This is a genomic window from Pseudarthrobacter sp. BRE9 (genome assembly GCF_031844305.1).
Lineage (GTDB): Bacteria > Actinomycetota > Actinomycetes > Actinomycetales > Micrococcaceae > Arthrobacter.
This window is the reverse complement of record NZ_JAUZUY010000011.1, coordinates 53889-70819: the sequence shown is the minus strand read 5'-3', so window position 1 is coordinate 70819 and position 16931 is coordinate 53889. Positions and strand designations below refer to the sequence as shown.

At 64.6% G+C, this 16931-nt stretch carries 21 protein-coding genes; 11 read left to right on the top strand and 10 right to left on the bottom strand.

Features of this window, described 5'->3' with window-relative positions:
* The first annotated feature begins 49 nt into the window (after positions 1–49).
* Genes Q9R31_RS17790 through Q9R31_RS17765 form a run of 6 tightly spaced genes read left to right on the top strand, consistent with a single transcriptional unit; the run spans position 50 to position 6394 of the window.
* The gene (locus tag Q9R31_RS17790; RefSeq protein ID WP_311264035.1) at positions 50–970 is read left to right on the top strand and encodes a polysaccharide deacetylase; all 921 of its coding nucleotides are present in this window, start codon (positions 50–52) and stop codon (positions 968–970) included.
* Complete coding sequence (locus Q9R31_RS17785; RefSeq protein ID WP_311264034.1) at positions 967–2280, top strand: MFS transporter; 1314 nt, start codon at positions 967–969, stop codon at positions 2278–2280. Before Q9R31_RS17790 ends, Q9R31_RS17785 begins: the two co-directional genes overlap by 4 nt.
* Entirely contained in the window at positions 2277–3095 is an 819-nt protein-coding gene (locus Q9R31_RS17780) for an SDR family oxidoreductase (protein WP_311264033.1), read from the top strand. Before Q9R31_RS17785 ends, Q9R31_RS17780 begins: the two co-directional genes overlap by 4 nt.
* The gene (locus tag Q9R31_RS17775; RefSeq protein WP_311264032.1) at positions 3085–4104 is read left to right on the top strand and encodes a 2-dehydropantoate 2-reductase; all 1020 of its coding nucleotides are present in this window, start codon (positions 3085–3087) and stop codon (positions 4102–4104) included. The genes Q9R31_RS17780 and Q9R31_RS17775 overlap by 11 nt, the downstream gene beginning before the upstream one ends.
* Positions 4101–5300: a M20 family metallopeptidase gene (locus Q9R31_RS17770; RefSeq protein WP_311264031.1), complete on the top strand. Its 1200-nt coding sequence runs from the start codon at positions 4101–4103 to the stop codon at positions 5298–5300. Before Q9R31_RS17775 ends, Q9R31_RS17770 begins: the two co-directional genes overlap by 4 nt.
* Positions 5301–5326: 26 nt before the next feature.
* A complete protein-coding gene (locus Q9R31_RS17765) occupies positions 5327–6394 on the top strand; it encodes an NADH:flavin oxidoreductase/NADH oxidase (protein WP_311264030.1) in 1068 nt (355 codons plus the stop codon).
* A gap of 27 nt (positions 6395–6421) precedes the next feature.
* Here Q9R31_RS17765 and Q9R31_RS17760 read toward each other — a convergent pair whose 3' ends face one another.
* The gene (locus Q9R31_RS17760) at positions 6422–7315 is read right to left on the bottom strand and encodes a helix-turn-helix transcriptional regulator (RefSeq protein WP_311264029.1); all 894 of its coding nucleotides are present in this window, start codon (positions 7313–7315) and stop codon (positions 6422–6424) included.
* Positions 7316–7455: 140 nt separating this feature from the next.
* Between Q9R31_RS17760 and Q9R31_RS17755 the strand changes: the two genes are divergently transcribed.
* Both Q9R31_RS17755 and Q9R31_RS17750 read left to right on the top strand, forming a co-directional pair.
* Complete coding sequence (locus Q9R31_RS17755; RefSeq protein WP_311264028.1) at positions 7456–8472, top strand: zinc-dependent alcohol dehydrogenase family protein; 1017 nt, start codon at positions 7456–7458, stop codon at positions 8470–8472.
* A gap of 156 nt (positions 8473–8628) precedes the next feature.
* Positions 8629–9669: an NAD(P)-dependent alcohol dehydrogenase gene (locus Q9R31_RS17750; protein ID WP_311264027.1), complete on the top strand. Its 1041-nt coding sequence runs from the start codon at positions 8629–8631 to the stop codon at positions 9667–9669.
* 76 nt (positions 9670–9745) lie between these two features.
* Here Q9R31_RS17750 and Q9R31_RS17745 read toward each other — a convergent pair whose 3' ends face one another.
* The 7 genes from Q9R31_RS17745 to Q9R31_RS17715 form a co-directional block, all read right to left on the bottom strand.
* Entirely contained in the window at positions 9746–10783 is a 1038-nt protein-coding gene (locus Q9R31_RS17745) for a nitronate monooxygenase (RefSeq protein WP_311264026.1), read from the bottom strand.
* A gap of 179 nt (positions 10784–10962) precedes the next feature.
* The gene (locus Q9R31_RS17740; protein ID WP_311264025.1) at positions 10963–11157 is read right to left on the bottom strand and encodes a hypothetical protein; all 195 of its coding nucleotides are present in this window, start codon (positions 11155–11157) and stop codon (positions 10963–10965) included.
* 234 nt (positions 11158–11391) lie between these two features.
* Positions 11392–12156 carry a GAF and ANTAR domain-containing protein gene (locus tag Q9R31_RS17735; RefSeq protein WP_311264024.1) on the bottom strand — a complete coding sequence of 255 codons (765 nt, stop codon included), beginning with the start codon at positions 12154–12156 and terminating at the stop codon, positions 11392–11394.
* Positions 12153–12404 carry a hypothetical protein gene (locus Q9R31_RS17730; protein ID WP_311264023.1) on the bottom strand — a complete coding sequence of 84 codons (252 nt, stop codon included), beginning with the start codon at positions 12402–12404 and terminating at the stop codon, positions 12153–12155. The genes Q9R31_RS17735 and Q9R31_RS17730 overlap by 4 nt, the downstream gene beginning before the upstream one ends.
* Positions 12401–13132, bottom strand: coding sequence for a GAF and ANTAR domain-containing protein (locus Q9R31_RS17725; protein WP_311264022.1), 732 nt, complete (start codon positions 13130–13132; stop codon positions 12401–12403). The genes Q9R31_RS17730 and Q9R31_RS17725 overlap by 4 nt, the downstream gene beginning before the upstream one ends.
* A gap of 181 nt (positions 13133–13313) precedes the next feature.
* Positions 13314–13640: a hypothetical protein gene (locus Q9R31_RS17720; protein WP_311264021.1), complete on the bottom strand. Its 327-nt coding sequence runs from the start codon at positions 13638–13640 to the stop codon at positions 13314–13316.
* A 9-nt stretch (positions 13641–13649) separates the two neighbouring features.
* The gene (locus tag Q9R31_RS17715) at positions 13650–14369 is read right to left on the bottom strand and encodes a GAF and ANTAR domain-containing protein (RefSeq protein ID WP_311264020.1); all 720 of its coding nucleotides are present in this window, start codon (positions 14367–14369) and stop codon (positions 13650–13652) included.
* 67 nt (positions 14370–14436) lie between these two features.
* Here Q9R31_RS17715 and Q9R31_RS17710 point away from each other — a divergent pair, with 67 nt between their 5' ends.
* Positions 14437–15171 carry a GAF and ANTAR domain-containing protein gene (locus Q9R31_RS17710; RefSeq protein WP_311264019.1) on the top strand — a complete coding sequence of 245 codons (735 nt, stop codon included), beginning with the start codon at positions 14437–14439 and terminating at the stop codon, positions 15169–15171.
* A gap of 33 nt (positions 15172–15204) precedes the next feature.
* On the opposite strand, the gene Q9R31_RS17705 is transcribed toward Q9R31_RS17710, so the two are convergent.
* Together Q9R31_RS17705 and Q9R31_RS17700 are read right to left on the bottom strand one after the other, a co-directional pair.
* A complete protein-coding gene (locus Q9R31_RS17705) occupies positions 15205–15369 on the bottom strand; it encodes a hypothetical protein (protein ID WP_311264018.1) in 165 nt (54 codons plus the stop codon).
* Positions 15370–15386: 17 nt separating this feature from the next.
* Positions 15387–15932: a Type 1 glutamine amidotransferase-like domain-containing protein gene (locus Q9R31_RS17700; RefSeq protein WP_311264017.1), complete on the bottom strand. Its 546-nt coding sequence runs from the start codon at positions 15930–15932 to the stop codon at positions 15387–15389.
* A gap of 115 nt (positions 15933–16047) precedes the next feature.
* Here Q9R31_RS17700 and Q9R31_RS17695 point away from each other — a divergent pair, with 115 nt between their 5' ends.
* Together Q9R31_RS17695 and Q9R31_RS17690 are read left to right on the top strand one after the other, a co-directional pair.
* On the top strand, positions 16048–16380 hold the full coding sequence (locus Q9R31_RS17695; RefSeq protein ID WP_311264016.1) for a metalloregulator ArsR/SmtB family transcription factor: 333 nt from the start codon (positions 16048–16050) through the stop codon (positions 16378–16380).
* 12 nt (positions 16381–16392) lie between these two features.
* Positions 16393–16890, top strand: coding sequence for an SRPBCC domain-containing protein (locus tag Q9R31_RS17690; RefSeq protein ID WP_311264015.1), 498 nt, complete (start codon positions 16393–16395; stop codon positions 16888–16890).
* Positions 16891–16931: the final 41 nt, after the last annotated feature.

Sequence of the window (16931 nt, the reverse complement as noted above, 5' to 3'; positions counted from 1 at the left end):
TGCCGTGGCTGAACTGTCGGCACCCCCTAAGAATGAAAAGGAACGCATTGTGAACAACGCCCCATCGTGGCAGTGGCCCGAAGCGGAGTGGCGGGCGCACGTCAACAAAGTCCGTGCCGGCCAGTCCCTCGTGCATCAGGACCAGGCCGTGCGCTGGAAGGGCGGTGCCGCCGTCGCCGTGCTGCTGTCCTTCGACTCGGACCACGAAACTCCGTCCCTGCGGGACGGCGAAACCTCGCCTGGGCGGATGGCCCAGGGTGAGTATGGAGCGCGGGTGGGAGTGCCCCGGATCCTGGAACTCCTCCGCCGCTACGCGGCTCCGGCATCCTTCTATATCCCGGCAGTATGCGCGCTTCTCCGTCCCGACGAAGTCCCCACCTATATGGAACAGGGGCATGAGGTGGCGGTGCATGGGTGGATCCACGAGAGGAACACCCTGCTCAGCCATCAGCAGGAACTCGATCTGCTTGGACGCGCGGTGGACGTACTGGAGCGCCAGGCCGGAGCCCGGCCGGTAGGTATCAGGACACCGTCCTGGGACTTCTCGGAGTCAACCCTTGACGTCATCCGTGAGCTGGGGTTCCTCTACGACTCATCGCTCATGGCCGACGACGAACCCTACGAACTGCTCGCTGACGGTACGCCTACCGGGATTGTGGAAATCCCTGTCGAATGGATCCGGGATGACGCACCCTACTTGATGATGGACCGTTTCACCGGTCTTCGTCCCTACATGCCGCCCCGCCAGCTCCTCCAGATCTGGAAGGACGAATTCGACGCAGCCTATGCCGAAGGCGGGGTCTTCCAACTCACCATGCATCCGCACATCATCGGCCATCGTTCACGGCTGATGATCCTGGCGGACCTCATGGACCACATCCGATCCCACAACGACGTGTGGATCGCCACCCACGCAGAACTGGCAACCCACGTTGCCTCCCAACTCACGACAAGGACGTCTGTTTCATGACACAGCAGCTGAACGTGGCCGGAGTCCACGGAACCAAACTTTCTTCCCAGGGACGCAAAGCGATCGTCGCGGGAAGCATCGGCAACGCCGTTGAATGGGTGGACTGGGCCGTCTACACCACCTTCTCGTCGATTTTTGCCCATCATTTCTTTCCCAAAGGCGACCCCATCGCGGCCCTCCTGGCGACGCTTGCCATCTTCGCCGTGGGATTCGTCATGCGGCCCGTCGGCGCGGCGCTGATGGGCGCCTATGCAGACCGGCACGGCCGAAAGAAGGGCCTGGTCCTGACCATTGGCCTCATGGCCGGAGCCACCGCGCTGATCGGACTCGCACCCACCTATGAAGCCGTCGGGCTTGTCTCACCGATCATCCTCGTGGCGGCCCGCATGGTCCAGGGCTTCGCAGCGGGAGGCGAGTTCGGTTCCTCCTCGGCATTCCTGGTCGAATCCGCCGCGCCACGCCGGCGCGCCTTCGCCGGCTCCTGGCAGCAGGTTTCAGTTGGCGCCGGAGTTCTGCTTGCCTCCGGTATGGGGGCGATCATCACCAGCACCCTGTCCAAGGACGCCTTGGACAACTGGGGATGGCGGCTGGCGTTCATCGTAGCTGCGCTCCTGGGCCTGGTGGGCCTGTGGCTGCGCTCCTCTGTCGAGGAGACTGAGTCGTTCGTCAACGCCAAGAACCTCTCAGAAGCGGCTGGTGAGAAGCGCCGCAACGCCATCTTCACGATGTTCGTGAAGCATCCTGCGGCTACCCTGCGGGTGTTCGGCGTCACCATTGCCGGCACATTGCTTTACTACATGTGGGTCTCCTATATGCCTACCTACGCGGCCGTGGCAACCGGAATTCCCCTGAACCAGGCCCTGCTCGCGAACTTCATCGCTGTTGGCCTGTTCCTCGTCCTCCTGCCGTTCGCCGGACTCCTTTCCGACAAGATCGGCCGCAAACCAACAATGACAGCTTTCGCGGGTGGCTTCCTGCTCTTTTCGTGGCCAGCCTTCGCGCTGCTCAACGGCAATTTCTGGATGCTGTTGCTCATTGAAGTCATCGGTATCATCCTGCTCCTGGGCTATTCGGCAAATTGTGCGGTGATCATGGCCGAGCAGTTCCCGGCTGAGGTACGGGCAACCGGGATTGGGCTGCCCTACGCGCTCGCCGTCGCGATATTCGGCGGAACTGCGCCGTACATCACCACCTGGATGAACACCAGCGGATACGGCGGGCTCGTATGGCTCTACTGTTCAGTGGCGGCCGCCATCGGTGTTGCGGTCTACCTGACGATGCCCGAAACCAAAGGCAAGGTCCTCAATTGAGCCGGCATGCTGTCATCACTGGAGCCGGAAGCGGCATTGGGCGGCAGGTTGCAAGCCGGTTCGCCGGACTTGGCTACCGGCTTACCCTCGTGGATATCAGTGCCGAACCCCTTGCTTCAACGGCTGCAGCATGCAGGGAAGCAGGCGCTGAGGACACGAAAACCCTGGTAATGGACCTGGCAACTGCCGCGGGTCCCGAGGAGATGCTCGCCGAATCGTGGGCCGCCGCCCCGGTGGATGTGCTGGTCAACTCGGCCGGGATCTACCCGGCCACTCCTTTCCTGTCCCTGGACGCCGGCACATGGGATGCAGTGCAAAACCTCAACACCAGGGCGCCATTGCTGGCAACAGTGGCGTTGGCGCAGCGGGCCATCGAAGCAGGACGGCCCGCCAGTATCGTCAACATCTCCTCGGGTGCTGCCCTGCGCGCCCGTCCCGGAGCAGCCCCCTACTCCACCTCCAAAGCGGCCTTGGAAATGGCGACGCGTGCTTCCGCCCTGGAGCTCGGGCAGTACGGCATCCGTGTGAACGCCGTCGCCCCAGGCTTCGTGACCGTAAACAGCAGCGCCAATCCGGTGACGGAGGAATATGCCGCCGCCGTCTCGGGCAATCCCCTGGGTCGCCGCGGAGAGCCCGACGACATTGCCCGTGCCGTCGTGTGGCTGGCCGGAGCCGAAGCCGATTGGATCACGGGCGAAACCCTGCGCGTCGACGGCGGCTCGTCCGCCGGCGCAATGAATCTCCCTCTTCATTGGGCCACGAACAAAGCGGCCCACCGCGAGGACAACGAATTGATAGGAAGCCATGACGGATAATACGTACACAGTAGTAGGCGCTGGCGCGATAGGCGGAACCTTGGCCGCGCACCTGCATGCGCAGGGAGTCCCGGTCCAGCTGGTCGACGCCGACGTCCGCCACGTCGCAGCCATCCGCAAGAATGGTCTGCAGATCAAAACTCCCTCGGGAGTAATGGTGGCGGATGTCCCGGTCTACGGACTCGACGACGCCCCTGACCATTTGGACCGGGTCCTCCTGGCGGTCAAGGCCCAGGCGACCGACAGTGCCGCTGCCTGGATAGCTCCCAGGCTGGGCAGCGACGGTTACGTGGCGTCCATGCAGAACGGCCTTAACGAGGCAACCATTGCTGCGCACGTCGGCGTCGATCGCACTGTTACGGCGTTTGTGGATCTCTTTGCCGACGTACTCGAACCAGGCGTCATCAACGACGGCGGCAGCGGTGCGATGGCACTGGGCGAATACTCCGGCGGGACGAGCGACCGGGTACGGCAGCTCGCCCACGACCTTCGCCATTGGGGAACCCCCACCGTGACCGGCAATGTCGCTGGATTTCTGTGGGCCAAGCTTGGCTTCGGTGCCATGTTGACGGCCACTGCGCTCGCTGATGCCGACATGGGCGAGTTGATCGACCGCCACCGGCCTGCGATGAACGAATTGGCCGCCGAGGTCTTCGATGTTGCGGCAGCTGAGGGAATCCGCCTTGAGGGATTCGATGCCTTCAACCCCACCAGCTACGTCCGCGGGGCGGATCCCAGCAGGAATTCCGAGGCCACTGACGATCTTGTTAAGTGGCTGTCTACGCAGACCAAGACCCGTTCGGGCATCTGGCGCGATATCGCGGTACGCAAACGTCCCACTGAGGTTCCCACCCAGTACGGGCCGGTCATCGCCATGGCCGCGAAGCATGGACTGACGCTGCCCCTCATTGAGGAACTTGTATCGGTTATCCGGCAACTCGAAGCAGGCGCCATTCCCATGGACGAGGAACATCTCTTTGCCCTCGACCGTAAGGCTGTCGCGCGATGAATACCCTCCAAGACCTGCCATCGTGGATTTCAGGGAAAAGGGAGGACCTGGTCGGGGATCTGGCCGCCTACGTTTCCCGGGAAACCCCCTCGGATGACAAAGCTCTGCTCGTATCCGGTCTTGCCTGGGTGGAGGAGTGGCTTCAGGACCGCATCGGACGCCCGGCTTCCCGCCGCCTGGTCGACGGAGGCATATGGGGTGACACCCTTGTGCTGGATTACCCGTCGGAGGGCGATGCCGGTGGCTGGATCACGGCCCTCTGCCACTATGACACCGTGTGGTCCGCCGGGACCCTCCGTGACTGGCCTGTGGCAGTGGAGGGGGACCGCTTCTCAGGCCCTGGCGCCTTTGATATGAAGGGCGGCCTCGTGCAACTCGTATGGGCCATTCGCATGGCCAAGGAACTTGGGCTTCCCCGACCCAACGTCAGGCTGGTCCTGAACGGGGACGAGGAGGTGGGAAGCCCCGCATCGCGGTCGGTCATTGAAGCAGAAGTAGTCCGGGGAGATGCGGTGCTCGTCTTCGAGGCCAGTGCCGGCGGCGCACTGAAAACTGCCAGAAAAGGGGTGGGGATCTTCCACGTCAAGGCCACGGGAAAGGAAGCTCATGCCGGACTGGACCCTGAAGTGGGTGCCAGTGCCATCGATGAGATAGCACGGGTGATCCTGCAGCTCCACGCCGCCGCGGACCTCGCCAAAGGAACCACGGTGAATGTGGGTCTTGTCCACGGGGGGACACGGACGAATGTCAAGGCCGGATCTGCCGTAGCCGACCTCGACGTCCGCGTTACATCCGAGGCCGAGGTCCGACGGATTGATTCAGTCCTTAGTGATTTGGTCCCCCACAGCCCCGAGGCCATGTTGACTGTAAGCGGTGCCTGGAACCGCCCCGTCATGGCACGTTCCCCGGAAACCGCTCGTCTGTTTGCGGAGGCAGAACGGGTGGCTGACCTGTTGGGATTCCCGCTGGCCGAAACGTCCGTGGGCGGAGCCAGCGACGGCAACTTCGCCGCGGCGCTGGGTCTGCCGGTCCTCGACGGCCTCGGCGCGGTCGGCGACGGTGCGCACGCGCGGCATGAATGGATCAGCATTGACGGCATGCTGGAGCGGACCTGCCTCGCGGCCGGCCTTCTCGCAGTCCTGGCGGAACCTGCTGAACTGGGACAGCATGGCGAAGCCGATGCAATGGTTGGATGAGTGGGCGTCTGGAAATGAGTACGTCCATGGAGAAATTTTCGCTACCGCTGAAGCTGCGCGCGCTCAAGATTCCGAACAGAATCTGGATGTCGCCCATGTGCCAGTATTCGGCCAAGGAAGACGGGGTCCCCACCAGCTGGCACATGGTCCACTACGGGTCCAGGGCTGTGGGCGGTGCGGGCATGGTCATGGTGGAGTCAACGGCAGTGGGACCCCGCCACCGAACGACGCCGCACGATCTCGGTATCTGGAGTCCGGGGCAAGTCCGGGCGCATCGGAAGCTGGCAGCCCAAATTAAGGATCTTGGTGCCGTTGCCGCGGTCCAGTTGCAGAGTGCCGGGCGGAAAAGCTCGCACATGGTCCCGTGGCTCGGAAAGGGGCAGAACGGGGCGGTCAGTGTAGAGGACGGGGGATGGATTCCCATGGCCCCGTCCTCACTGCCGTTCGGGCAGCTTACCGTTCCGGATGCGATGACGGCCGCCGATATGGAAGAGACCGTGGAGGCATTCGCCCAGGCCGCCGTTAATGCGGCAGAGGCCGGCTATGACGTCGTCGAAATCCACGCAGCGCACGGGTACCTGCTCCATCAGTTCCTCTCGCCGGTCACGAACCGCCGCAATGACGGCTTTGGCGGCGGCCTTGAGAACCGGATGCGGCTGCCGCTGAGGGTCTGCAAAGCAGTACGCGATGCTTTCCCACAGGACAAGCCCGTTTTCGTGCGCATCACAGCCACGGACTGGATCGATGGCGGGATCACCCTTGATGAGGCCATCGTCTTAGCGGGCCGCCTTGCCGCACTCGGCATCGACCTCCTGGATGTGACGTCCGGGGCTTTGGCCATAGATGCGCCGCCGCCCAACAGGCAGGGCCTCAACCTGGAGTTCGCCGAGGTCCTGAAGGATATCGCCGGTGTCGCCGTGGCCCCGGTGGGCCAGCTTTCCGACCCGGAGCTGTTGCGGAAGGTCGCGGAGACCTCATCCGTGGATGCAGTGATTGTTGGGCGGGCACTCCTGCGCGATCCCTATTTCGCGCTCCGGCTCACCGCCAACCAGCCCAAGGAAAGCTGGCCCAGCCAGTATCACCGGGCGCTGTAGCCGTGAGGGAAAAGGGGCGCTGACGCATCAGGCGCGGACTTGGCCTTGTGCCGCTTCGGCGATGTTCTCGGTGACCGCCCAGGAGGCCAGGAGCTTGAGGGCTTCCTCGGAGGGGCTGCCGGGAGTGGCGGGATAGACGGTGAGGGTGTGTCCTGGGTCCTCTTCGAGGCCCAGGACCTGGTAGTTCAGCTCGAGGAGGCCCACCACGGGGTGCTGGAAGAACTTGGTTCCGGCGTAGTGGCGGCGGACGTTGTGCGCTGCCCAGAGCGTGCGGAATTCGTCGCTGCGCATGGACAGTTCACCGATGAGTTCGGCGATGCCCTTGTCATGGGGGTTGCGGCCGGCCTCGCGGCGGAGGATGGCCACGTTGGTGTTGGCTGCCCGGTCCCAATCCGTGTAGAAGTTGTGGGCGCGGGGGTCCAGGAAGATGAAGCGGGAGTGGTTGGCCGGCCGTGACGGGGTCCGGTACATGTCCGAATACAGGGCGTACCCCAGCGTGTTGGCGGCCACGATGTCCAGCCGGTTGTTGCCGATGAAGGCAGGCGCTCCGGTGATGGTGTCCAAAAGGTACTGCAGTTCCGGACGGACCTTCGAGGGAGCGGAACCGCCCGTGCCTGCAGCACTCTTCCGGCCCGAGGTGTTGGCCGCCCGCGCCAGGTCGTAAAGGTGGTCGTGCTCGGCGCGGTCCAGTTCCAGGGCGCCGGCAATGGCGTCCAGCACGCTGTCCGAGACGCCGGAGAGATTGCCGCGTTCCAGCCGGGTGTAGTAGTCCACGCTCACGCCGGCCAGCCGGGCCACTTCCTCGCGCCGGAGTCCCGGTACGCGCCGCCGGCCGCCGTACGGTTCGATGCCTGCCTGCTCCGGGGTGATGCGCCCACGGCGGGAGGACAGGAACTGTCGTACCTCGGCTCGGTTATCCATAGGGAACACGTTACGACGGATGGTCCGGCCCTAAGGAGGTTCTGCCAGAACCAGTTACAGCAGCACCCTCGCTAACGGGTCCCGGGCCGGGTTTGATGGGATTGTCCGCTTTCAGCCTTTCACCACTTGGAGGACCCAGCATGCGCGCAACCATCATGCACGCTCCCGGAGACGTGCGCGTCGAGGACCGTGACAGGCCCGCCATCAAACAGCCCACGGACGCGGTCATCAGAATCGTGGCCGCCTGTGTCTGCGGGTCCGACCTGTGGCCCTACCGCGGCGCCGACAAACTGGCCAAACCCATGCCGATGGGCCACGAGTACGTGGGCGTCGTCGAAGAAGTGGGTGCCGACGTGAAGAACGTCCGCCCCGGCCAGTTCGTGGTTGGTTCCTTCTTTGCGTCGGACAACACCTGCGGGATCTGCCGCTCCGGCTACCAGAGCGGCTGCGTCCACCGGCAGGGCGTGGGCGGCGCCCAGGCCGAGTACCTGCGGGTCCCGCTCGCTGACGGAACCCTGGTGGCCACACCGGACATGCCCGACGCCGGCCTGGTTCCGTCGCTGCTTGCCGCCTCCGACGTCCTGGGTACAGGATGGTTTGCCGCCAAGGCGGCCGAGGCGGGACCGGGCAAGACCGTGGCGGTGGTGGGCGACGGCGCCGTCGGCCTTTTGGGGGTCCTCGCGGCCCGGCAAATGGGCGCCGAACGAATCATCGCCATGTCCCGGCACGTTGACCGGCAGGCCCTCGCCCGCGAGTTTGGTGCCACCGACATCGTCGAGGAGCGCGGCGACGCAGGGGTAAAGAAGATCAAGGAACTCACGGAAGGGCTCGGCGCACACTCCGTCATCGAGGCCGTGGGCACGCAGGAATCGATGCTGCAGGCAATCCACGCCACGCGCGCGGGCGGCCATGTTGGTTTCGTGGGCGTGTCCCACGACGTGGCGCTTCCGGGCAGGGACCTGTTCTACTCCCACGTCCACCTGCACGGCGGCCCGGCTCCGGTCCGGCAGTATCTCCCCGAGCTGGTCGACTTGATCCTGCGGGGAGAGATCAACCCCGGCAGGGTGTTCGACCTCGAACTTCCGCTGGACCAGGCGGCAGAGGCCTACAAGGCCATGGACGAACGGCGCGCCATCAAGGTGCTCCTCCGTCCGTGACTGTCAGTCCCACCGGCGTGGCACTTACGGCGGCCGCCAAGGGTAGGACTCCCAAGACCAGGTACAACAGGGCCACGCTGGCCACACGAATTCCGGGGTTTGATCCGAACAGCCCCGGTAGCATTTTTGTTATCCCCAACAGATCACAGGAGAACCATGACTACCGTCAAGGCATATGCATCCCCGTCCGCCACGGAGGACCTGGTGGCAACCACCATCGAGCGCCGCGAGGTGGGTCCCCACGACGTCAGGATCGAGATCAAGTTTGCCGGCATCTGCCACTCGGACATCCACACGGTCCGGGGCGACTGGGGCCCGCAGCAGTACCCGCTGGTGCCCGGCCATGAAATCGCCGGCATCGTTACCGAGGTGGGCTCGGCGGTGACCAAGCACGCCGTCGGCGACCGCGTGGGTGTTGGCTGCATGGTCAACTCCTGCAAGGAGTGCGCCAACTGCCTGAAAGGCGAGGAGCAGTACTGCCTCAACGGCATGGTGGGCACCTACGGCGCGGTTGACCGCGACGGCACCATCACCCAGGGCGGCTACTCCAGCCACGTTGTGGTGACTGAGGACTTTGTGGTGACCATCCCCGAGGGCATCGACCTCGATGTCGCGGCACCGCTGCTGTGCGCCGGCATCACCACGTACTCCCCGCTGCGGCACTGGGGCGCCGGGCCCGGCAAGAAGGTCGCCGTCGTCGGCCTCGGCGGCCTTGGCCACATGGCCGTCAAGCTCGCCCACGCCATGGGCGCCGACGTGACGGTCCTGTCCCAGTCGCTGAAGAAGCAGGAGGACGGGCTGCGCCTGGGCGCGGACCACTACTACGCCACCAGCGACGAGAACACCTTCAAGGAACTCGCCGGCACCTTCGACCTGATCATCAACACCGTCAGCGCCTCGATCGACATCAGCTCCTACCTGCAGCTGCTGGCCCTCGAAGGCGCGCTGGTGAACGTCGGTGCCCCCGCCGAGCCGCTCCCCGTCAATGCCTTCGCACTGATCGGCGGACGCCGTTCATTCGCCGGTTCCATGATCGGTGGCATCCGCGAGACCCAGGAGATGCTCAACTTCTGCGCCGAGCACGGCCTGGGCGCCGAGATCGAGGTCATCCCGGCAGAGAAGATCAACGAGGCCTACGAGCGCGTCCTCGCCTCGGACGTCCGGTACCGCTTCGTGATCGACACCGCCACCCTCTAAAGCACACCCACGCATCGCGGGCCGGCTCCGAAAGGGGCCGGCCCGCCGTCGTCCATGGCATGGGCGGTGCAACGCCCTACGGGGCGAGACTCTTCAGGATCGAGGCGGCGGGGCCTTCCGCGGCGTGCCGGTAGTTGATGCCCGCCCACAGGTTCAGCCAGTCCGGCTCCCCGGCGGCAGCGGCGGCGGCCCGCAGGGGAGTGGTCAGGTGGTGGATTTCCGGGTACCCGTAAGGCGCCTCAGCGTCATGCCGGCGCATGAATTCGTTGTAGAGGCCGCGGGCATTGCGGCCCGAGAAGGCGCGGGTGACGGCGGTGGTGGGGAAACGGTCCGACGACGACAAGGCGGCCCGGTGCGCCGCCTTGGTTCCTGCTTCGTCAGAGAGGAGGAAAGCCGTTCCGGCCTGGACCGCCGCCGCACCGACGGCAAGCGCCGCCCGCGTATCCTCCGGCGTCCCAATCCCGCCTGCTGCGATGAGCGGCACTTCAAGATCGGCCAGCTCCTCGAGGATTCCATGCAGGGGCACTACGGGAGGCGGAGCAGCCGCCTTGAATGTTCCGCGGTGGCCGCCGGCTTCCGGGCCCTGGACGCACAGGGCGTCGGCACCTGCCGCAAGGGCCTGAAGCGCCTCGTCGCGGTCCGTCACCGTGGCCACCACATGCACGCCCCGCTCCTGGAGGGCCTGGACCATCCCGGATCCGGGAACATCAAAGGTAAACGAAACAACCGCAGGTGCGAGCTCCAGCAGGATCTCGAGCTTCTTGTCCCAGTCGTCGTCGTCATGCCGTGGCTCTCCCAGGCTGACACCGAAGCGATCGGCGTCGGGGGCCAGGGACGCTGCATACTGCTGAAGGGACCCGGGGCTGATGACCGACGGCTGGGGGACGAACAGGTTGACCCCGAAGGGCCGGCCCGTGAGTGACCGAAGGGTTTCGATCTCGGAGCGCATGGCCGCTGCGGTCTTGTAGCCGGCCGCGAGGAATCCCAGCCCGCCGGCAGCACTGACGGCGGCGGCAAGCTGCGGGGTGGAGGGTCCGCCGGCCATCGGCGCCTGGATGACGGGCAGTGCCAGGGATCCAAGATCAAACCGATTGGCCCTGCGTTGGGTATCCATGCTTCCTCCCGGTCCTGCTGCGCCTACTTGACGAATGCTACGCCGTTCCCGTCCCCGTCGCGGATCCGTACCAGCACGCAAAGTCCTGTGCCACGGCCCTGCTGCCTAGGGCCAGTAAAAAAGCGCGTACGACGCCGGGTGGTGCCCGGCGTCGTCCGCGCCCTTTGGGGGTGGACCGCTTAGAGTGCCAGCGCCGGTTCGTCCCCGCGCACGCTCAGGGTGAAGGTGTTGGGGCCGCTGCAGGTGACAGCGATGCGGCAGGTGGTGGTGTTGTGGCGCGAGGAGAGGTCCGAGACCGCGGAATCCAGGGTTTCGTGGAGTGAGCTACGGTCCCAGATCTTCAGCGTCACGGATTCGGCAGTGTTAAACGTCATTGTTCAGTACTTTCCTGTATTCAAGCCGGCGTCGAGTCCGGTCAATGGGCCTGTCCGCGCTCGGAGGGTCGGTGGCCTGTGCTCACCGGTGGGCCTCGTCGCGTCACCAGGATGTCAAGGGCGGATGTTCCCCGCCCTGCCTATCCATAGTGCCCATGCAGGAATAACCGACTCAACCGAAACACCCATTTGTTGCGAGTGATTCTCATCACGTGTGAGCTGCAGCATATGTTGCTACTCGCTGAAGTGGGTTGGGATTTTCTCTTCCCCGGAGATCGACGTGATGACTGAGGCCGCCACGTCCCGGAGTTTGACGTTGCGCGCGCTGGAGGCCCGGGTGAGGATGTTGAAGGCCTCGTCCCGGGTACATCTGTTTTCAGCCATGATGGCCCCGACGGCCATGTCGATGATTGTGCGCGACTGCATGGCTGCGGACAGGTCTTCCCGCGCTTCGCTCAGCTGGGTGATCCGCAGGATTAGTCGGATCGAGCCGGCTGCCTGCCGTGCGAACGCCTCCACCGTGCTGATGTCCTCGGCCGGAAACCCGTTGCTGCAGCCGGAGTAAAGGTTCAGTACGGCCTCTGCGTCCCCCGCAAGATCCAGTGGAACGGCAAGGATCGACGAAACCCCGTGCTCCAGGGCGGTCCTGACATAGGGCAACCAGCGTTCTTCGGTCGCCAAGTCGGGAACCAGGAGGGTGGTCCGGTTTCGGAGTGCGGTGAGGCAGGGGCCGTCACCGAATCCGTTCTGCAGTTCGTCAAGGGCCTTGGCCGCGGCATCGCTGGCAGCGACCGCTTGAGGTTTCCTGCGCCGGATGACAGTCACTCCACAGTGGACGGTGTTACCCGGCGAGGACAGCCGCGACGCTGCCCGGACAGCCAGTTCCGCGAGGAAGTCACGGACATCGCGGCTCTCCAGGACCATCCGCTGGAAGGACTGTTCGCTGTCCGCCCGGGCCAGGCCATCAGGTTCCTGGAGTGGCCCTTTGTTGTCCGTCATCCGGCATCATCCCGTGTCAGTTCGGTCATGGCAGTGGCAACAAGCCCCACTTGGGCCGCCGGGAGGTGCAGGGCTTCGTTGAGGTAGGCGTCGAGGGACAGTTCGTCCACGTCACCGCCGATGCCGTAGTAATAAGTCCACAATTTGAGGAGTGGAACGCCGGTATCCCGGAAGCGCCGTGCGGCTCCACGCCTTTGCTCGTCGGCTTCGATCAGCTGGTCCGGGCCCCCGGTCCATTCGGCATTCATTCTTCCCCCTCGTCCGTCCCTGCGGTAAAACTTCCCCTTGCCACGATCTCCTGGGCAATTTCCTGGATCCGGCGGTTGCCGGATTTGGCGGCAGCCTGGAGGAGCTCCAGTGCACCGTCCCGGCCTCCCCGGGCCTGGAGCATAACCAGGGCAACCGCCGCGTCCACCACCGCACGCGACTTAAGGGCCGCACGCAAGTCCTCGGGAAAAACCTGGGGTGCGTGGAGTCGGAGGGCGAGACGAAGGATACGGGACATCGACGCGGCCTGCTCCTCTACAAGCTTGATGGTGTCCGGGCCGAAAGCATGGGCAGTATGCGCATAGCAATTCAGTGCCGCCTGGGAATGAGGGTCTGTGTGGATGGGCGCCGCCAGGACCGACTGCACACCCAGCTTGGCGACGGCATAGGTATATGGCCCCCATCTCTGGTCAAGCTGCAGGTCTTCGATCAACACCGTGTGCTGTTCCCTGAGGGCGGTGAGGCAAGGGCCGGTACCGAAGGCGTACTGCGTCTCGTCCAGCCGGCGGCCCTCTTCGCTGCTGTACGCAAACGTGGACAATGCACCGTCGCGCTCCACGGTGACAGTACAGGCCAGTGGCGCGCCGTCCGCCCCCAGCTGCGATGCTGAAATGGTCGCCAGGCCCAAGAGGAAGTTCGGAAATTCCGGAGTATCGAGCAATAAATCCTGATACTCGTCGGCCGCGGTGACTGCATCCTTGTGGGCCATAGGGCCTCGATCCCTAGTTGCGCCAGTGACCGTTGCTGCTGGCTGTCGGCCTCCCGCTCTCATCGCCGAAGGCCCGGTAGTCAATTTCCGGATGTCGCAGCCGGAAACCTCCTGCCTTCGACACTACGCCTGTCCACGGCATTCGGAACAGGGCCGCATGTCCTTCCGGCGGGTACGGCCCCTAGGGACCCGGTGCGGCGGCACCTGGCTCGCTGCCGCCGTCGTCATCACCTTCCGCCGCCCCGGACCTGGAGGGGAAGTCATTGGAGTAGGGTGCACGCGGCCGCGGCCGCTCGTCGATCAGCTCATTCGCCGCAAGCGCCAGCAGGTCGCGCTGGACCGGCGGCAGCGAGAGAAGGCCCTGCAGATAGGCCTCCACCTCGTATTCACCTGCGTCTCCGGACATGCCAAAGTACTTCAACCACAGCTCTGGTACGGAGATGTCTGCTGCCCTGATGGCTGCACGGAGCCGGCGTCTTTGTTCCGGTTCATGCGGATCGAAAGCCATCCGTGCTGCCTAAATCCCGGACGCCGGCGTCCCGGCGAGAATGGATTCGCTGACATTCAGCAAGGTGGTGCGCTCCTGCCGCGCCTGGTTCATCAGTTGTTGCAGCGCCGTCTGGTGGCTCGTGCCAAGGCGTTCCATCAGGACACCGCACGCACGGTTGATGACATCCCTGCTGTGGAGCGACGTTCGCAGTGCTTCCGTCATCTTGTGCGGAGCCTCCGTCCCCTGGACGTGCGACAGGAGGGTGGCAGCCGGCGCAGCGAACAGTTCGAGGAGCCGAATGCTGGCCGTGTCATAAGCAGACGGGGCAGCAGCGTACAGCTTGATGGCGCCGAGCGTTTCCTTGCCGGCAACCAATGGTGCGCTGACCACTGACCGGATAGGCAAATCCCGCACGGAGTCCCGCCACAGCGGCCAGCGCGGGTCATCATGGAGGTCCTGAACCAGGACAGGAGTCTCGGCTGCCCAGGCCGTCAGGCAAGGGCCCTCACCATGGCGGTACTGGGCGGCGTCAGCCTGTTCCACTACCCCATCCGTGTAACCGCTGCTGGTACGCCGGCCGCGGGAGTCCAGAAGGGAGACCCCGGCGCCGATGGTACCCGGCACGGAATCCTTGGCCGCCTGGGCCAGGAGGCTGACGGCGGTATCCACCTTTTCTTCTGTTAATAGCAGCCCCCGAATCCGAGCAATAACGGTACTGAGCTCGTCAATTGGGAGGTGCTGGGACATTTCTCCAGCATATGCCAACCTTTCGGCGTCCCATGCGGCGCTGGGCATGTGACAGTAGGATTGCTCCATGTCGACTTCAGCAGATAACGAGTCCGTGCGCCAGCTGCAGGAAATCCTGGTGGGCGCTGAAGACATTGTGGATTTCCTGTCCGGGCTCTCCGGGATGGCTGCCGCGGCGGTCTCTGAAGCTGCGAACGATAGGATCGAGTGCGCTGTCACGCTTAAACTCCACCGGCGGCCGGCCACTGCAGCCGGCAGCAGTGCGCGTGCAGTGGAGCTTGACCACATTGAGCAGTCGCTGGGCGATGGGCCTTGTGTCCGTGCCCTCCGTGAGATGACTCCCGTCATGATCGACGACGTGGCAAAAGATCCGAGATGGCCGGAATTCAATGCAAAGCTGGCAGAGAACAGCGTGCGCAGCTCCCTTGGAGTGCCGCTGGAAATCACGGGCGAGGCCAGGGCGGCGTTGAACTTTTTCGCCGCCAAGCCCCATGTCTTTACGGCGGATGTTTATGACAAGGCAGTCGGTTTCGCTGGGGCGGTGCACAACACCATGCAACTCTCCGTGCGCATCAACACGATAGAGAACCGGGCCGACGACCTTGAGGCCGCGCTGGCGAGCAGGACCGCCATCAACCTGGCCTGCGGTGTCATCATGGCGCAGAACCGGTGCACGCAGGAGGAAGCCATGGAAATCCTCACCAAGGTCTCCAGCAACCGCAACCGTAAGCTCCGCGATGTTGCCAAGGAACTGATTGAGCAGTTGTCCGGCGGCAGTGTTCGCACCCACTTCGACTCATAGGCGGTACTGGCGGGTCACCCTGGTTCCGGCCTGTCAGCGCGCCGGGCGGACGGATACGACGGCGGCCCCTCCGGCTTGGTGGATGTCCCAACAGTTCCCGCTGCCGATGACCTTGTAGCCCAGGTCTTCTGTGCCAGCCAGAATCAGGGCTGTGTTTTCGTCAATGGCCACTGCCCTGTCCACGAGGCCGGCCGCCACGGCACCTACGGCACGGCTCAGCGTCCCCGCCTGCGCGGCATGGACATCCACCGCGAACGGGCCAGTCCCAGTCCCTCCCGCATATCCACGGAATCCAGGCCCTCCGAGCACTCCTCGCCGCACACTTCCACGCCGTTGATTCGGTAGCCGCCCACCAGCGCGTGCTCGGGTGCCACCATGGCACCTGCGGAAAACCCCAGGTAGCGCGCGCCGTCGGCAATCAACCCCCTGATGAGTGCGGCCACAGGGTGGAGGGCCTCCCAATAGGCCGGCGTCAAACCCCCGCCCACCACCACCGCGTCCACTGCCTCTAAGGCGGCAGCATCGGCAGGCCTTCCGTCTTGAAGGGGCACAGCAACTATCCCGCACTCGATCCTGGCTTGGAGGGGTTCGGCGTAGGACGCCACGAGGTCGTGCAGCTTTCCTTCGGGACCATGCACTGCAACGGCAATGCGGGCAGGCCGGCGCCATCCGGCACGCTCTCCGACGTCAACTGCGAACCGGTCAAAGACTTCCGGAAATCCCAGTGGATCCGGGCCCGCGCCGGCGAGGAAGATGCTCATGGACTTCAAGATACCCGCACCGGCAGGGCGACCTCGGCTGCTGTGGCCAAGGCCCGGATGGGCGCCGAACAAAACCCATTGACGCGCGGCCGTATTGCGGCTAACGTACAACCAAATGGTTGTAGATAAGCTGAGTGGCACAGAAGTGGACCGCCTCTTCCAGGCGTTTGCCGATTCCACCCGGCGGGACATCGTCCGCCGGGTCACAGCCCGCGAATACTCCGTCTCCGGCCTGGCAGCCCTCTACGCCATGAGTTTCGCGGCCGTCCAGAAGCATGTGGCCGTGCTGGAGCGCGCATCCTTGGTCACCAAGGAAAAACGCGGAAGGGAGCAGATCGTGCGGGGCAATCACGAAGGACTGGAAAAAGCCCGGCGGCTGCTTGACGAATATGAACACATCTGGCGGCAGCGCGCCGCCAGGATGGCAGACATTCTCGCTGAAGGTTAGGAAGGCATGGCCATGACAGTCATCAGTACGGATAAGAACCCCGAGGCCCTGAGCCTTACCCTGGTTGCCGAGTTCGACGCCGGCGTGGAACGCGTCTGGCAGCTCTTCGAGGACCCGCGGCAGCTGGAGCGCTGGTGGGGCCCGCCCACCTATCCCGCGACCTTCTACACCCATGACTTCGTGCCGGGCGGCAAGGCCAAGTACTACATGACAGGGCCGGCAGGGGATAAGGCGCACGGCTGGTGGGAGTTCACCAGCATCGAGGCACCCCGCCAGCTCGAGTTCAACGACGGTTTTGCGGACGACGACGGCAACCCCACGGGCGAGCTGGGCGTCTCCCACGCAACCGTGAGCCTCGAGCCACTGGGCGAGCGGACCCGCATGACCATCCTGTCCGCCTTCGAGTCTGAGGAACAGCTGGAGCAGGTCATGGCGATGGGCATGGAAGAGGGCCTCAAGGAGGCCGTCGGCCAGATCGACGGGATCCTGGCCGAGCACGCCAACGCCTGAGTGACCGTCACCAACCTTCGCTACGGCCCAAGGTGGGCGCA

Coding starts and splice junctions, on each gene's coding strand:
- Q9R31_RS17785 (WP_311264034.1), top strand. CDS start 967: ATGACACAGCAGCTGAACGTGGCCGGAGTCCACGGAACCAAACTTTCT.
- Q9R31_RS17775 (WP_311264032.1), top strand. CDS start 3,085: ATGACGGATAATACGTACACAGTAGTAGGCGCTGGCGCGATAGGCGGA.
- Q9R31_RS17770 (WP_311264031.1), top strand. CDS start 4,101: ATGAATACCCTCCAAGACCTGCCATCGTGGATTTCAGGGAAAAGGGAG.
- Q9R31_RS17765 (WP_311264030.1), top strand. CDS start 5,327: ATGGAGAAATTTTCGCTACCGCTGAAGCTGCGCGCGCTCAAGATTCCG.
- Q9R31_RS17760 (WP_311264029.1), bottom strand. CDS start 7,315: ATGGATAACCGAGCCGAGGTACGACAGTTCCTGTCCTCCCGCCGTGGG.
- Q9R31_RS17755 (WP_311264028.1), top strand. CDS start 7,456: ATGCGCGCAACCATCATGCACGCTCCCGGAGACGTGCGCGTCGAGGAC.
- Q9R31_RS17750 (WP_311264027.1), top strand. CDS start 8,629: ATGACTACCGTCAAGGCATATGCATCCCCGTCCGCCACGGAGGACCTG.
- Q9R31_RS17745 (WP_311264026.1), bottom strand. CDS start 10,783: ATGGATACCCAACGCAGGGCCAATCGGTTTGATCTTGGATCCCTGGCA.
- Q9R31_RS17740 (WP_311264025.1), bottom strand. CDS start 11,157: ATGACGTTTAACACTGCCGAATCCGTGACGCTGAAGATCTGGGACCGT.
- Q9R31_RS17735 (WP_311264024.1), bottom strand. CDS start 12,156: ATGACGGACAACAAAGGGCCACTCCAGGAACCTGATGGCCTGGCCCGG.
- Q9R31_RS17730 (WP_311264023.1), bottom strand. CDS start 12,404: ATGAATGCCGAATGGACCGGGGGCCCGGACCAGCTGATCGAAGCCGAC.
- Q9R31_RS17725 (WP_311264022.1), bottom strand. CDS start 13,132: ATGGCCCACAAGGATGCAGTCACCGCGGCCGACGAGTATCAGGATTTA.
- Q9R31_RS17720 (WP_311264021.1), bottom strand. CDS start 13,640: ATGGCTTTCGATCCGCATGAACCGGAACAAAGACGCCGGCTCCGTGCA.
- Q9R31_RS17715 (WP_311264020.1), bottom strand. CDS start 14,369: ATGTCCCAGCACCTCCCAATTGACGAGCTCAGTACCGTTATTGCTCGG.
- Q9R31_RS17710 (WP_311264019.1), top strand. CDS start 14,437: ATGTCGACTTCAGCAGATAACGAGTCCGTGCGCCAGCTGCAGGAAATC.
- Q9R31_RS17700 (WP_311264017.1), bottom strand. CDS start 15,932: ATGAGCATCTTCCTCGCCGGCGCGGGCCCGGATCCACTGGGATTTCCG.
- Q9R31_RS17695 (WP_311264016.1), top strand. CDS start 16,048: ATGGTTGTAGATAAGCTGAGTGGCACAGAAGTGGACCGCCTCTTCCAG.
- Q9R31_RS17690 (WP_311264015.1), top strand. CDS start 16,393: ATGACAGTCATCAGTACGGATAAGAACCCCGAGGCCCTGAGCCTTACC.